Origin of the sequence: Lewinella sp. 4G2 (assembly GCF_001625015.1) — a bacterium.
GTDB lineage: Bacteria > Bacteroidota > Bacteroidia > Chitinophagales > Saprospiraceae > Neolewinella.
This window is the reverse complement of the sequence record NZ_LVWJ02000019.1, coordinates 383,421-399,333: the sequence shown is the minus strand read 5'-3', so window position 1 is coordinate 399,333 and position 15,913 is coordinate 383,421. Positions and strand designations below refer to the sequence as shown.

Here is a 15,913-nt window from a genome sequence, read left to right as displayed (position 1 = left end):
CTCGACTACACTACTATATTTGTACATGACCAAGATCAAAAAATCCACCCTGCAATTTATTAAGGACCTGCACAGGAACAACAACCGGGACTGGTTCGCCGAAAACAAGCCACGGTACGAGGCCGCCCACGAAAATATGATCGAATTTGCGGCGGAATTACTGGATCGCTTGTCCAAGACCGACGTGCTCGTCGAGCAAAACGGCAAGAAGGTTTTGCAGCGCATCTATCGCGACATCCGCTTCAGTAAGGATAAGCGGCCGTACAAGCGGAGTATGTCCGGCAGCTTTACGCGGGACGGCAAGCTGCGCCGTGGCGGCTACTTCTTTCAGATCAAACCGGAAGCTAATTGGGAAGAGGGAGATTGGATGCCTTCTTCCTGCTGCGGTGGCGGCTTCTACAACCCGGAGCGGGATGACCTGAAACGGCTCCGCGACGAACTGGCCACGGACAGTTCGGAATTGCGAGCAATTATTGCGGATAAGGACTTCGTACGCGTCTTCGGTGAACTGATGGGCGATAAGTTGAAGACGGCGCCGAAAGGCTTCCCGAAGGACCACGAAAACATCGACCTGCTGCGTTACAAGAATTTCGTCGCGATGCGCCGCTTCACGGATAAGGAAGTCCTCTCGGCCGATTATCTGGATCTGAACCACGAGGCTTTACTGACGGTGCGGCCCTTCTTCGATTACTTTACGGACGTGTTGACTACGGATGGGAATGGGGTGGTGATTGTGTAAGAAGGAAATCAGCGGACCGAATAGGTAGCAGTTTCGGGCCACCAACTTGAACTATCGGTTCAAGTGAGTGAACACTAGCCAGAAGTAGACCTCCCGCCTCAATTGTACGGATGATTGATTCAATTCTACCCACCTCTGGAGGGTGAGCAAGCCCACTTTTGGGGCATTGATCACCCAAAAAGAATTGATATGAATCGTATCGCTCTACCTACACTCATCTTACTTTTTTTAACCACTAACCTCGCTGCTCAGATGACCATTACGGCGGAGAGCTTCAACCGGCCCGCTACCTGGGCGGATGTCTTTTTCGTCGCCAGGGAATCTGAAGTCGCCATTCCCGAAGGCGGCGAAAACCAGGTCTGGGATTACTCCAACGTCCAGTACACCGACGACCGGGTGCGGAACTACGAAGCGGCGGACAATGCGGAATACCCCACCGCGACCAGTTTCTATTCTACGCCTAACACCTTCCAGTCCTTTACGTACCCTTCCGGGCTATACGAGGTGAAGGACGAACAACGTTGGGGAGAGCTCGGCACCTTTTTTGAAACCCAAAACTTCGGCATCACCCCCCTCACCGGTGGCCCCACGGATACCTTAACCTTCCCCGGCCGGGCGGCCCGCGTCGGCGAATCCGGCACTCGCCGCTTGATATTTCCAACCACTTTCGGCAGTAGCTGGGTGGATGAGTTCACCGGCTCCGAACAATTCGAATTAAGCGTAGCCGGGTTCGGCCTCAATGGAACACCGGGCGAGCGGCGTGGTGTTAACCGTGCTGAGCGAGAAGTCATCGGCTACGGCCAGTTGATCCTCCGCGGCGACATGGGCAATGCGCCCAACGTTGAGTACGAGGTACTGCTGGTGAGATCCATCGAAACCAGTACGGACAGCATCTTTCTGGGCGGCGCGCCGGCCCCGGCTCCATTGCTGGCAGCTTTTCAGTTGACGCAGGGCGCAATGGCCGCGGATACCATTTATGAATTTTATGGCCTCACGGATATTGGGGCACCCCTTTTCCGCTACAACACGAGTACTGCGGGCGACGCCACCATCTTCCGCCCCCAGCGCCAGGGGATTACTTCGGTGAGCAACCCGGCCTTGCTCCGGAGCGCCGTGTACCCTAATCCAGCGCCGGCTGGAAGTCGGCTTTCCTTTGCATTCAGCGAAGCTATTCCGGCCCGCTCCACCTTTGTATTGCGGAGTTTGGATGGGCGTCCGGTCCATCGCCAAAGTATTGGGGCTGCTACGGATATTATCTCCATCATTCCCTCACCGCTGGTGCGGCCAGGCGTGTACATCTACTCCTTCCTCTCCGCCGAAGGAAGATTACTGGGAAGCGGTAAAGTGCTGATGGAATAAGGTGACTTGCATGTCTGATCAGAATTCAGCCTCAGTAACAAATAGGGCACTCGGAAAATAACACTGTCTCACGTGTATTTTATCCATATAGTTGGAGCTCCAGCGGCCCCGATCGTTGGCCCGAATGATTATTACCTATTGCAATAATGGTGAACGTGGTCCTCGATCACTGTTCACCATTATTGTTACTTTTGGGCGTGACCTTTTGCGGTTCATCCCCCAGTTTAGCTGTCAATCCATTTAAACTTAATTTTCGGGCAGCGCTGTTGTTGGGGTTATTGCTCGTGGTAAACTGGCTGCCGGCCCAGTCCGCCTTCCCAGTCTACGAATATTCGGACCACACAGACGAGGTGCTCACCATTCCCGAAGAATTACTGCGGGCCTTTGCGGATACCTCCGGGCAACTGGAGCTGGAAGATATCTTGAGCGATTCCACCACACCCTTTGGCCTTCACGGCGATCTGGCACGGGTAGATCAGGACTACGCTGCCTGGTTTCGAATAAGGCTTACCAACACCACGGAGCGAGAGGTCATAAAATTGATCAACTACTACCTATTTGTAGAGCGGGGAGAAGCTTACGTAGTCGAGAATAACCAGGTAATCCGAACCGTTCCGGTGGGCGCGGCGGTGCCGGTTGCCGAAAAGGATTTATACCGCACTGACCCTTACGTACAATTAGTACTTCCCCCCGGGGCTACCCGTACCGTTTACTTACGGGCGAGTTACGGAGAAAGCGTGGAGCGCTGTTGCCCTTTCCTCATTCAGCTGGTTAACCCCGAGCGCCAGTGGCGGCGCCTGGTAGAGCGCGGGGCGGCGGGCTATTTTTTCTTCGGAGTCCTCCTCCTCTTTTGTGGTATTGGCGTGTTGGCTTACTGGCTCCTGCGGGCGCGTTTGTTCCTCTATTTCGCCGGGGTCATGCTCGCTTTCGGTGTTTATTTTTTAATGGATAAGTCCATTTTTTCGCTCAGTTTCCCCGGAGGTAACGTTTGGGGGCACTCGGTTTTTGAGCACTGGGCGGTTGCTGCCGTCTTCTTATTCCTGGCATTATTTGTCGTTGATTACGTGGAGGCTTTCACCAGGCTTCCCCGCGGGGTATACGTTTACTTGGGCCTTACGGCCCTCACGATGGCCATTCCCCTTTCCAGTGTCCTGTGGTTTTCGCCGACCAATCTCTCTAAGGTAATGATCTATGAAAATGGGCTTTACCTGATTTGGACAATTTATACGTTTACCATGATCGGGGTCCTGGCCTGGCGTGGCGTGTCGCAGGCCCGGGTACTCCTGGTGGGCATTACGTTCCTCTTTGTCGGGAGCGTCCTCTCCTTGCTATTGATCGTCGGTATCATACCGAGATTTCGCTTTTCTAATTACCTCTTCGAGGCCAGTACCGTCATCTTCGGCGGGTTCCTTTTCCGTGAGCTTTTCAGCGGCTTTAACGAGTTGCGGCAGCAGAATGAAGTCATCCGCGAAAGTGGCGCGCTGCGGAGTAAATTTTTCGCCAACATCACTCACGAGTTTCGCACGCCGTTAACGCTCATGCTCGGCCCGCTGCGGCAGGTCATCGATAACACCGAGGACGCCAACGATCTGGCCATGCTGCGCACCGCCGAAGTCAATGCCGAACGCCAATTAGAACTGGTGGATCAGTTACTCGATCTCTCCCGGCTGGACGCGCAGGCCATGGATCTTCAGGCCAGTTACGATGATTTTGCGGTCTACTTCCGCCGCCTGGTGAGTGCTTACGAATCCCTCGCCGCCCAACGGCAGATCACCCTTACGCTGGATGCGCCGGATTCACCAGTTATGCTTTATTTCGATCAAGGGAAGACTGACCGCATCTTTTACAATCTCCTATCCAACGCCCTGAAGTTCACGCCGGCCGGCGGGCAAGTCAATTTGGCGCTGTCGCAGGATGCGGGGCAATTGGTCGTGCGCATTAGGGACACGGGCCCCGGCATCGGACCGGAAACCCTGACCAATATCTTCGATCGCTTTTTTATGGCGGGTACCGACCGCACTGGCAAGCAGGGAACCGGAATCGGATTGGCCCTCGTGAGGGAAATGACTCACCTCCACCACGGTGAGGTGGGTGTGCAAAGTAAACTGGGCGAGGGCACAACCTTCACCGTGAAATTACCACTCGGCAATGCACACTTGGAGAGCCACGAAATCGTAGCCACTTCTACGGTAGGGAAACCCTTATTGGAACCGGAATATCCTACCACTCATGTCGGTCCCCTCCGGGGCGAAGCCTCCGCTGGAGATTTGGCCAACCTATTATTAGTTGAGGACAACGATGAGATCCGGGACTTCATCCAACAAATGCTCACTCCCCACTACGCCGTCACCCTGGCGCGGGATGGTGCCGAAGGAATCCGCCTCGCCCTGGCCGACCCACCGGACCTCATTATCAGTGACCTCATGATGCCGAAGAAGGACGGGTACGAAGTCTGCCGCGCCCTCAAGGCCGACCTCCGCACGAGCCACGTCCCCATCATCCTGCTGACGGCCCGCACCGACCGTACCGACCGGATCACCGGCTTGGAGGAGGGGGCCGACGCCTACCTTACCAAACCGTTCGACGTGCGGGAACTGCTCATGCAGGCCAGCAACCTCATCCGTTCCCGCCAGGTCCTGCGGGAGCGGTTTGCAACCAGCATTACGGTGGCCCCGAGTGAAATTGCCGTTTCCTCGCTGGACCGTGACTTTATGGAAAAAGCGGTGGCCTACGTCGAGGCCAACCTGGATTCCTCCACCCTCAGTGTTGACGAATTAGCCGCCGAAATGGAAACGAGCCGTAGCGGCCTCAACCGCAAACTGCGCTCTTTGGTGGACCAGTCCTCCAATCAATTCATCCAGTCCATCCGCCTCCAACGCGCGGCCCAATTACTCGCTGCCGGGAGTGTTTCCGTTAAGGAGGTAGCGTACGCTTGTGGCTTTAGTTCGGCGACCTATTTTGCTAAGCAGTTTCGGGAGCGGTACGGGGTAGCGCCCAGTCAGTACGTGGAGAGTGGTGAAAAGTAGCGCTCGCAACTCGATACTAGAGACTTGCAACTCGATACTCGCAACTCGCCACTCCATCCCCAACCTCGCACCCGCGTCAGCGCCAAATTGTTAGTCTCGGATTAATCTGGACGCCCAACAGTTGATAGTTTTTTCACGTCGCGGTAGTAGCTATCCACCATGCCATTAATCCTACGGCGTTCGCTTTTGCTGCCGACGAAATAGCTGTTGACCAGCGCGTAGATATCGTCCCTGCGAGACTCAAAATAGGCGACTTGCTGGGCAATCTCTGCTGCCGTGACGTTACGGCCGCGCCAAAGGCGTTCGTAGATGGAGTCCGTGCCGAGGGCTTCAGCAGGGACGGCGTATGGGGCACCAACCAAACCAGAGTAATCAAAATCGTAGGGGAACGGCGTGAAGAGATCCGTGCCCTCCCGCCCAATGACGGCTAAGTTATGCAGATTGAATACGTTGAAGTCAGTATTCTGAATCAGGTAGTTGAACAGGCAGAGGCGCACGTAACTCTCCCTTTCCAAAGATCGGGAACTGAGGCGGTCGTCCGGATATTCGTAGCCGCCAAAGCGGGCGGCGATCTGCTCCGAGTGCTCGATCAGAAAGATGGGCATCTCCCGCTCGCCCACCTTTAAACGGGCTGGGATCGTCCGGACGTGTTTGTCGTGGAGCAATGCATAGAGATCGTAAGCAAAGGCTTCCCGCCGCAGAAAAGTCTGGGCGCTGGGCCGGCCGTAGCAGGGCAGGACGAGTTTCCAATCGTTCATTTTGCCGGCGTAACCGGCACGGCGTAAGGCATCCTTATTAAAACGCAGTTTCAGACCGGGTAGGGCGCACTGCTCGAGGCGCGCGTTGCCCCGGCGCCGCACCTTCGCCGACAACGGTATGATCGTACCCCCAAAGGAAATTGTTGCCGGCGCCGCGAGAAAGGATCGGCCGATCTTCTTCCGGAGCAGACGTTTAAAATCCACCTCGAGCTCCACGACCAGGGTATCTCCCGAAGCATGGGCGGCATCGAATAAAGATACCCCTTGCCCACTGAGGGAAAGGGAGAAGAGAAAAACTAAGGCGACGGTGGCGAGCGTAGGCATGGGGTCTGCCTTTAACGGGTAGGATGGGGGGATGGGTTGAAAAGGGAAACAACGAAAACCACGAAAACAACGAAAACCCTGGAAATAACGAAAACCCGGGGCGAGATCGTTCCGATCCAACCCCGGGCTACTAGGTTTACCCCTCCGGGGCAAAACAAAACGTTGTGGCGGGAATTACCGGCAATCCGGAGTCGTACGACTTTGCCTTAGTAAATGATGAAAACCCAGGGTCGTGTGGCAATGCGGCATTGATTAACGAAAACCCAGGGTCGTTCGGCCTATGGCCTCCTTGACCCTGGGCTAACTTGCTTGTCCCTCCGGGACAATTTCTCTGAAAGTATAAACGCTACGTGCGGCTAGAATAATCCACATGATGCGAAGCATCTAAAAAACTCTGGTTCTCCCAATCTCTTGAACTCCTGCGAAACTATTCCACGCAAAACCGCCGGAGGCCTCCCCAACCTCCCCCGCTCTCCGAAATAGAGCCGTACAAGGAAACCGCCGGAGGCACGTAATCTACCGAGCAAAATTAACCGCCCGCTTCTCCCGGATCACCATCACCTTGATCTGCCCTGGGTACTGCATATTCTCCTGAATCTCCTGGCTGATCTTGAACGATAGCTCTTCCGCGTGCTGGTCAGAAACCTGGTCAGCTTCGACCATGACGCGGAGCTCGCGGCCTGCCTGCATAGCAAAGGCAGAACTGACGCCGTCGTTCTTCACCGCAATCTCTTCCAACTCCTTGATGCGGTTGATGTAACCGTCCAGCACCTCCCGGCGGGCACCGGGGCGGGCTCCGGAAATGGCGTCACAGGCCTGGATGATGTGAGAAAGGATATTGTTCATCTCGATCTCGTCGTGGTGGGCACCGATGGCGTTGACGACCATGGGGTGCTCGTTCAGCTTTTCGGCCACCTGCATGCCGTAGAGGGCGTGGCTGAGTTCCGTATCCTCATCGGCAACTTTACCGAGGTCGTGGAGGAGGCCGGCGCGTTTGGCCAGCTTGATCATCTTCTTGCTCATGCCCATTTCGGCGGCCATCGTAGCACAAAGGTGGGCCGTCTCGATGGAGTGGCGCAGTAGGTTCTGCCCGTAGCTGGAGCGGAAGCGCATCCGGCCAACGTAGCGGATCAGATCGTTCGGCAGGCCGTGGATGTCGAGCTCGACGACGGTCTTTTTACCGATCTCCATGATCTGGGTGTTCATTTCTTTCTTGACCTTGTTGACGACCTCCTCCACGCGGGCGGGGTGGATCCGACCGTCAGTGACTAGGCGCTTCAGGGAAAGGCGGGCGATCTCCCGGCGGATGGGGTCAAAGCTGGAGATAACGATCGTCTCCGGCGTGTCGTCCACTACCAATTCACAACCGGTGGCCGTCTCGATGGCGCGGATGTTCCGGCCTTCGCGGCCAATGATCTGCCCCTTCACGTTGTCGCTATCGAGGGAGAAAGTGGAGACGGTATTCTCAATTGTTTCCGCGGCACCAATGCGTTGGATCGTGTTAATAATGATCTTGCGCGCGTCCTTAGCCGCTTCGCTCTGGGCTTCCTCGAGGAGTTGGCGCTTGAGGTTAAGGGCTTCGTTGGCGGTCTGTTGTTTGACGTCCTCCAGCAGTCGTTGCTTGGCTTCGTCAGCGGTGAGGTTGGAGATACGCTCGAGCTCACTGGTGAAGCGCTCGTGCTGGGTATCCAGTTCTTCCTGCTTCTGTTTGGCGCGGGCGAGTTCTTCGTCGAGTTTCTTGTTGCGTTGGGTAAGCTTTTGCTCTTCCTGAATGAGGGCTTTCTGTTCCTTGTTGATGGCGTCCCGTTCCTTCTGGAAGCCGGCGCGCTCTTCTTTCATCGCGTCCGCTTCCTCCTTCAGGGCGGCGCGTTTTTCCTTGAGTTCGACGAGCTCGTCGGCCTTTTCTTGCTTGAACTCATCCTTGAAACGCTGGAATTTATCCCGGCTTTCCTTGATCTTTTGTTTCTTGAATTGCTCCTGCTTGTCCTTGAATTCGGAGAAGGTTTTCTCTGCCTTCAGTTGGGCTTCGGAAACGGTTTTCTCGGCTTTCAGCTTGGCGTCAGCGAGGAGCTTGTCCGCCTGAGCTTTCGTGGTGGTATCCTTGGTTTGCTTATCCGCCAGGAGGGCTTTCTTTTGCCCGGAAGCGACGAAGAACATCGCAACTACACCGACGATGAGGCCGACGATTGCATAAATAAATTCCATGGGTTGGTATCGATTGTAGGGAACCGGTGGGGCTAGCGTGTCCTAGTCCGGCAGGAAAATCCCAACATCGATAAATTAGAGCATCCCTTCCACCAGCTCGTGCAGCGTTTGTAAACGCTTCGAGAGCTCGCCGTTCTGGCTATTGTCACCGTTAGCGCGCACGTTGCGCAGTTCATCGGCGTAGGTAAGCAGGGTCATGACGAGGCAGTCCATCTTGTCGCGATCACTGAACTTGACCTGGTAGTCATTAAAGCGTTCATTGATCTCGTCGGCCATTTCCCGGACGTTCTTCTCCTCCCGGGCCTTGACCCGCAGAGGGTAAGGTCGGCCGGCAATCATCACGATGATGGATTGAAGATCCTGGTTGGGGCTTGCCATGGGGTCAGTTGCGTTGTAGCCATTCCAGGCACCGGTCAATTTCCTGCAGACAGAATTCGATCGTCTCCCGGTCCACGGCGTGAGTGGCGGCGGAGGAAGCGTTTGCAGGGGCATCATCACTGACGGCCTCGCCGGCGCCCGTCTGGTTACGGGCTAATTTATCTTTTAACGAGGTCACGATGCCAGTCTGGCGGTCGAGTTCCCGTTTTAGTTGTTGGTTCTCGTTCACCAACCGCTCATTGTCCGCCCGTTGGCGGTCCGATGAAGCAGCAAGTTGCCGGAGTTTAATTTCCAGGCCGTCAAGTAAGTCTAACGGTTCCATGGTTTACGTAAGGTGTGACGTCGGAAAAGTGAAATCTCCCCGCAGTCACGGGTTCGCGGGCCAAGTTACAACAAATATGTTTTTAGTTAACCACCTGCTTTGTTGAATGAGGCCATCAGCTCCAGTCGGCCAACAGGGCGCCCCGACTAAGTGCGGGACTAACTGCGTGGCGCTGCCGCAGGTGCCAAAAATTGGGGATGGCAGGATGGAACGCTATTCATTCAACCAACCCTCCGGCCACCGTAATGGTGCCTGACCAAAAGACCGAATTTAGTTGATGCGGAACGCTTACGCCAGCCTACAACCACTTTAGCTGGTCGGACGGAATGTGGTAATGCTTGATCCAACACTGGCGATTGGGCACGTTCGTTTTAATGATGATCGTGTGCAGGGCTGTCCATTTTCCGTAAGGGACGCGCGGAGCAAAGCACACCCCTTCAATTTCTTGATCGGAAAAGGTAGAGTCCGTCCACTTCCGCTCCACCGAACGGCTGGCGAGTAGAGCACCGGAGTGCCCGTTGAAAACCTTGAGGTAGGCAAAGGATTGGTCCCGCCGATCATCGGAGGCCAGTACGAGCATCCCGTTTGGCGTAAAGGCACCCCCCTGGATCCGGTCGATCTTCCGGTCGATGGTGATCGTCTTCGTGTACCGGTATCCCCGGCGAATGTCGAAGCCGTGGATCTTGTCCGTATTGTCAAAGACGGAAGTATACAGTAACCCGTCGCAGGGGTTGACGGCGCACCAGGGAAGTTTGTCCTGGCCGAGGGGGAAGGCACCGTCCTCCCTGGGCTTCAGTGTTTCGTTACTCAGCAATTTGAGGTTACGGTTCAGCACCGCGACGGAGTGAGGGACTTGGCAAGCCACGTAGATCCGGTTTTGCCAGGCGTCGCAATCACCGGCGTGGTCCGTACCCACCGTATTACCCAGGTTGTTGGTGGCGTGAACCGTTTTGAAGTGCTTGTCCAGTTTGGCGATCTGGTCCAGATCGGGCAAACTGCTGCTGTGTTTGGTGACGAACCACCGGCGTTCGGCGGCACTGTTCCCCGGATGATAGGTGAGCCCCTGCGCCCCGACGAAGGGCCGGCTGTCCTTATTGATCTCCCCGTGCTTACTCCACGTACGGGTATTGAACTGGCTGGCGGTTACGGCGGAATGTAGGATTACCCTTACCGTCCCGCTCGGCCGGAGTACGAGGACGCCCCCTTCAAAGAGGTGGACCTTACTGTCCCGGTGGTTCAAGCGGTAAGCGGAAAGGTTGCGCCCCCAGTGCTTAGGGCAGGGGAAACCCAGCACGCCCCTTTCGTGGCCGTGCCGTGCCCATACGTCAAAAATTACCCTGGGGATTGCAATGGCACCGGTACTGGGGGTATGGTAGATGGACCCGCCTTCAAAGTGGGTGAACCGGCCCCGGTTCCAGGGTTTGGGGCAAGTACGTAGCGCCGTAGTCGGGTTGCCCAACCACCCGTCCGCCCCGTTAAGCCGGAGCCACAGGGGGCGGATGGGCCACTCCACCCGAAAATTGGCCGGTGGTGCCCCGGAAATAATCAGGTTGAAGGTCTGCCGTTCCCGCCGGGCGACGACAAAGCCAGTTCCCGTACTGAAGACGCGGCGGCCCCCTTGAAAACCTTCCGCCCGGTAGCGGCCGGTAGGTAACGAAATACTGTACCGCCCACTGCTGCCACTAGTGACGCGGCGGCGGCGGCCTCCGTGTTCCGGAGTGAAAACGATTTCAATGTTGGCCGACTTGATCATTTGGCCGGCGGCGTTGCGGTGGAAGGTACCTCCCTGGAAAAGTGTCATGGTCAAGATTTTTCTCGCCGAAGGCTCTCTCCAGCGTTACTGCTTTTCTATGCCCGTTGCCGGCGCTGCGTTACGGGGAAAAACTTTTTAGGAAATTTTGCGGCCTTATATGAGCACCCCCCAAACCGGCCGTGTGAGCGATTTTTCTCTTGCCCGCCGTAACGCTTGGTCTGCATCCGGTATGAACTTTACGTAACCGGCCGGTGAGTGTCATTCGTCAACGGTCGGTACTACTTCCCCTCAACAGTATTGGTATAAACAACGGGCCACCGCGCCCCCACCATCGCTGTGCGTGGAAGGAACTATTCATTCATTCTTTAATCCATATTCACCATGAAACACACGTTCATCCTTTTCATCCTCTGCGCCGTCGGCGTTTTCTCCAGCTGCGAATCCGACAACGAAGGCCTCGCCAACCCACAACCAGTTGAGGAGGTCACCCACGACTACAACGACCACCAGGACGCCGACCGGCCGGAACTCCACGACGCGCTCCTCGCCCACATTCAGAGCCAGACCGAAGACTACAGCAACCCGATTCGCCAGGAAGTCACCCGCCCGGACGGCACCGTCGAAACCGTCTACGTCGTCAGCGACGATATTGAGATGACCAAGGAGCAACTCAAGCTCTACCAGTCCTTTTCCGGCGACGACGAAAAGCAGTACCGCACCAATAACCGGGTGACGAAACGTACCATTAAGATCCTGGGCTCCACGGGTGGCTCCGACGGGCTGAACGCGGAGCAACAGCGCGGCCTTCGTTACGCCGTGGCCAATTACAACGCCCTCAACCTGACGATCGACCTCGAGCTGGAGTTCGGCAACAAGTCCTGGTGGAACAACCTCTTCTACGACATTGTCGTCTACCGCGACGACAGCGAATCCACCGCCGGCGGCCGGGCCGGTTTCCCGTACAACAACGGGAACCCCTATAAGTGGGTCCGCATCTTTACGGGGATGGACAACGAGGATAGCCAGGCTAACGAACACGTGATCGGCCACGAGATCGGCCACTGCCTGGGCCTGCGCCACACGGATTTCTTCGACCGTTCCTCCTGTAACCGTGGATTTAGCAACGAAGGGCAGAGCTCTTCCGGCGCCCAGCGCATCCCCGGAACGCCGGCAGGCTACGACACCGACTCCCAAATGAACGCCTGCTGGCCTTCTGACACGGACGGTGAGTTCAGCTACTACGACCGGGTCGCGCTGCGCTGGTTGTTCTAAGCATCAGCTCCTCGACTACCAAGCAAAAAGCCCCCGCCGGATCATCCAGCGGGGGCTTTATTTTTGGGGATGCCCCGGTTAGCGCTGTCTCTGCTACCGCCGTACTTCCGCGGACAACTGCTTCGTCAGGCTGCCCTCTATCCCCCGCATGGCTTTGTCCACTTCCTTTTCGGAAAGGGTCTTGCTATCGGATTCCAACTGGAAGCTGACGGCGTAGCTCTTCTTCCCTGCTCCCAACTGCTCGTCGTTCTCGTACACGTCGAACAGGTTGACGGCGGTGAGGAACTTCTTCTCCGCCTTGCGGGCCAGGCGCTCGATGTCGGCAAACTTGACGTCTTTTCGGACGATCAGGGCGAGGTCCCGCCGCAGGGAGGGATACTTGCTCGGCGTTTGTACCTGGACTGGCTTCTTCGGTAAAACCTTAAGGATGTTATCCCAGTTGAGGTCCGCGAAGTAGACGTCGGATTTGATCTGCCGTTGCTTCAGTTGTTTGGTGTGGACGAGCCCGAAGTCGGCCAGTACCATCGGCCCCTTGTGGTAACGGAGGCCGAATTGGTAGTCGTCGCCTTCTACCTCGGCGGTCCGGTAATTATCCACGCCGAGGCGTTTAAGGACGATTTCCACGGCTGCCTTCAGGGTGTAGAAGTTGGCGTCGTTTTTAGCCTGTCCGCCGTGCCAGGATTCGGCGGTTTTGCGGCCGGTCAACGTCAGCGTCAGGTGGTTCACCTCCTGGTAGGGGCTGTTTTTCTCCCGGTCGAGGTGGTAAGTACGGCCGAATTCGAAAAGGCGCAAGTCCTGCTGTTGGCGGTTGTGGTTGTGGGCCACCGTTTCGAGGGCGCTCTGCAGCATCCCCGGGCGCATGATGTCCAAGTGGACGTTGCTGGTGTTGTTAATGTAAACGACGCCTTCCAGCTGTCCTTCTTCTCCCTTTTCCTGGTAGTAGCGGCTTTCGTCGAGGGAGAGGGCCATCATTTCGTAGAAGCCGTTAGCGACGAGGAGGTCACCCGTCAGTTCACGGATGTAGTTCGGGTCCGGGTTGGGGGCCACGATCATGGCGGTGGTGATCTCGCCGGGGATCGGTACGTTGTCGAAACCGTAGATCCGCAGTATTTCTTCAATCACGTCAATCTCCCGCGTTACGTCCGATTTGTTGGTGGGGACGGCTACTTCCAGCGTCTCGTCATCCAGTGCCGAGACACCCATATCCATGCTTTCCAAAATCCCCCGCACCTGCGTCCGCGCCAGATCTGCGCCGATGACTTCACGGATCTTTTGGTCACGCACTTTAATTTTCAGCGGTTCCACCGGGTTAGGGTAGAGATCGAGCAGCTGGCTGGTGACTTTTCCGCCGGCCAGTTCTTCGAGGAGGAGGGCGGCGCGTTTGAGGGCGAAAACCGTCACGTTCGGGTCACTGCCCTTTTCGAATACGCGGGCGGCGTCCGTGCGGAGGGTGTGGCGCATGCTGCTGCGGCGGGTGGTGCCGGCCTCGAAATGAGCGGCTTCGAGGAAGATGCGGGTGGTCGTATCGCTCACGCCGCTATCAAGACCGCCGAAAACGCCGGCGATACACATGGGTTGGTGCAGGCCATCGCAGATCATCAGATCGTCCGCGCTGAGGGTGCGCTCCACCTCGTCGAGGGAGGTGAATTTGGTGCCTTCAGGTAGTTTTTCTACGTGGATCTCGCCGCCGGCCATCTTATCTAAATCGAAAGCGTGGAGGGGCTGGCCGAGTTCGTGCAGTACGAAGTTGGTCACGTCCACTACGTTGTTGATGGACTTGACGCCGATGGCCTGCAGGCGCTGCCGAAGCCAGTCCGGGCTGGGAGCGACGGTCAAATTTTCGATGGTCAGGCCCGCGTAACGTGGTGCCTGGGTGGCATCGTGGACGGTCACCTTGACCGGAGCCGCATCGCCGGCCTGAAAGGCGCTGACGTCGGGGCGCTCTACCCTGACATTCTTGTCGTGCAACACGTTCAGCGCCGCGGCGAGGTCAAAAGCTACGCCCAGGTGGTTCGTTGCGTCGGAGCGGTTGGGCGTCAGGCCGATGTCGTAAACGTAGTCTTCTTCGAGCTCAAAAACGGTGGCCGCCGGGGTGCCGGGGGCGTATTCCTGGTCGAGGACCATGATGCCGTCGTGGCTCTGGCCGAGGCCGATCTCGTCTTCGGCGCAGATCATGCCTTCGGAAACTTCGCCGCGGATCTTACCTTTTTTGATAGTAAAGGGGTCACCCTCATTGGGGTAAAGTTTGGCGCCGACCGTGGCCACGATCACGTACTGACCGGCGGCGACGTTGGGAGCACCGCAGACGATAGAAACGGGTTCTCCCGCGCCGGTATCGACCCTGGTTAGGGACAGGCGATCGGCCCCGGGGTGCTTGCCGCATTCCAGGACGTGGCCGACGACAAGGCCAGCCAAACCGCCGGGGATGGATTCCACTTTTTCCATGCCCTCTACCTCCAGCCCGGTGCCGGTGAGGATCTGGCCGATGCTTTCCGCGTCCAGGTCGATATCAAGGTACTGGCGCAACCAGTTGAGGGAAACTTTCATAGTTTTTTTCTTGGGCGGGCAAAGGTAATAGTCAGTCCCTTAGCGGTCGTAGCGATTGCTCGCCTTTACCGAGCGCTGAGCAAAATCGGGTGATAAATGACCTTATATATAAGGTATGGTGGAGCTGAATAGACGTAGAACGGGGCGCTGCCGCAGGTGCCAACTAAGGGAGCAAGAAGCGATGATCGAGCGACGCAATGGACTGAACCGTTAATTATTGCGTAACGGCCGACTTTTTTCCGTTACATCGTAATTATTGGCGCATCTTTGTTAACTCCGAGGGTGCTTTCTGAGTTAACTTGGCAGTAAGCCGCCGACCAGCGCCCCGCAAAACAGACCTTGAATGAAATCCATCTTTACGTTACTACTGCTCTTCGTAGGTACGGTTTGCTTTGCGCAAACTGCTTCCCTGCGTATTGAGCCGTCTAACGTAACCAAGGAAGTGGTGGTGGATAACTTCGAAGACGGTTACCAGGATATTACCAACATCACCGTAACGAATACGGGTGATAAGGCAGTTGATCTCGTGCCGGAACAGTTCGCGGGTAAAAAGCCGGGCCGGTGGAACTACGGCACCTTCAGCCGCCGCAACGATGCCACGCCCTTCATCGTCCCCCGCACCGCCGAGGAGGCTACGAAGCCAGTACGCATCGGGCCGGGTGAAAGCGCTCAGTTCGCGGTAGTGCTCAACTGCGGTGGCCAGACCGGTCTCGGCACAGTGGGCGTCATCTTCAAGGACGCTAACGTACCGGGCGTAAACCTGGGTACGGCGAATTTTACGACCCGCGTTTCCCGCAAGGCCGAAACGGCTTCTACAACGGGCGCTAGCTCAAGCACTTCAGTACCAAAACTACGCCGCCCCGCCCCCAGCCGGGTGAATCTGTACCCGAACCCCGCCCGCGAACGCTTTTTCGTCGAAGTACCCGGTGGTGTAAAAGTTGGCCGCGTTGATATTTCCAACACCGTCGGCAAACGCGTCCTCCGCTACGACCGCCCGGCCGGCACCACGGGCTACGACATCAAGGACCTGCCGGATGGCATGTACCTCATTTCCATCTTCGACGACCGCGGTAAGCGGCTGAAGACGCTTCGGTTGATCCACCGCCGCTTTGGCGCTTAGCGCTATTGGGCGCAGCAAAGTTTCCTCGCCCTCCTAATCTATATTCTCCCCCACTTCGATCATTGACCCGATGCCATTTGGTAGTCGGAATATCCGCCATAACTGGTCGA

General features: G+C 56.6%; 11 protein-coding genes. 5 read left to right on the top strand and 6 right to left on the bottom strand.

Annotated features, from left to right (window positions below; translation table 11 throughout):
* Positions 1-25 precede the first annotated feature (25 nt).
* The 3 genes from A3850_RS18665 (at position 26) to A3850_RS18655 (ending at position 5,124) form a co-directional block, all read left to right on the top strand.
* Positions 26-739, top strand: coding sequence for a DUF2461 domain-containing protein (locus A3850_RS18665; RefSeq protein ID WP_068220825.1), 714 nt, complete (start codon positions 26-28; stop codon positions 737-739).
* Positions 740-928: 189 nt separating this feature from the next.
* Positions 929-2,098, top strand: coding sequence for a hypothetical protein (locus A3850_RS18660; RefSeq protein ID WP_157501448.1), 1,170 nt, complete (start codon positions 929-931; stop codon positions 2,096-2,098).
* Between the two features lie 266 nt (positions 2,099-2,364).
* A complete protein-coding gene (locus A3850_RS18655; protein WP_197494114.1) occupies positions 2,365-5,124 on the top strand; it encodes an ATP-binding protein in 2,760 nt (919 codons plus the stop codon).
* Between the two features lie 101 nt (positions 5,125-5,225).
* Here A3850_RS18655 and A3850_RS18650 read toward each other — a convergent pair whose 3' ends face one another.
* The 5 genes from A3850_RS18650 to A3850_RS18630 form a co-directional block, all read right to left on the bottom strand.
* Positions 5,226-6,206: a hypothetical protein gene (locus A3850_RS18650; protein ID WP_068220816.1), complete on the bottom strand. Its 981-nt coding sequence runs from the start codon at positions 6,204-6,206 to the stop codon at positions 5,226-5,228.
* Positions 6,207-6,722: 516 nt separating this feature from the next.
* Positions 6,723-8,411 carry a ribonuclease Y gene (rny, locus tag A3850_RS18645; RefSeq protein WP_068220812.1) on the bottom strand — a complete coding sequence of 563 codons (1,689 nt, stop codon included), beginning with the start codon at positions 8,409-8,411 and terminating at the stop codon, positions 6,723-6,725.
* Between the two features lie 75 nt (positions 8,412-8,486).
* The gene (locus tag A3850_RS18640) at positions 8,487-8,789 is read right to left on the bottom strand and encodes a cell division protein ZapA (RefSeq protein ID WP_068220809.1); all 303 of its coding nucleotides are present in this window, start codon (positions 8,787-8,789) and stop codon (positions 8,487-8,489) included.
* Between the two features lie 4 nt (positions 8,790-8,793).
* On the bottom strand, positions 8,794-9,111 hold the full coding sequence (locus A3850_RS20265) for a hypothetical protein (protein ID WP_068220806.1): 318 nt from the start codon (positions 9,109-9,111) through the stop codon (positions 8,794-8,796).
* Positions 9,112-9,409: 298 nt separating this feature from the next.
* Entirely contained in the window at positions 9,410-10,912 is a 1,503-nt protein-coding gene (locus A3850_RS18630; protein WP_068220803.1) for a hypothetical protein, read from the bottom strand.
* Positions 10,913-11,245: 333 nt separating this feature from the next.
* Here A3850_RS18630 and A3850_RS18625 point away from each other — a divergent pair, with 333 nt between their 5' ends.
* Complete coding sequence (locus A3850_RS18625; protein WP_068220800.1) at positions 11,246-12,136, top strand: M57 family metalloprotease; 891 nt, start codon at positions 11,246-11,248, stop codon at positions 12,134-12,136.
* Positions 12,137-12,229: 93 nt separating this feature from the next.
* Here A3850_RS18625 and pheT read toward each other — a convergent pair whose 3' ends face one another.
* Positions 12,230-14,683, bottom strand: a complete 2,454-nt coding sequence (pheT, locus tag A3850_RS18620) for a phenylalanine--tRNA ligase subunit beta (protein WP_068220795.1) — start codon at positions 14,681-14,683, stop codon at positions 12,230-12,232.
* A 343-nt stretch (positions 14,684-15,026) separates the two neighbouring features.
* Here pheT and A3850_RS18615 point away from each other — a divergent pair, with 343 nt between their 5' ends.
* A complete protein-coding gene (locus A3850_RS18615) occupies positions 15,027-15,803 on the top strand; it encodes a T9SS type A sorting domain-containing protein (RefSeq protein WP_068220793.1) in 777 nt (258 codons plus the stop codon).
* Positions 15,804-15,913 lie beyond the last annotated feature (110 nt).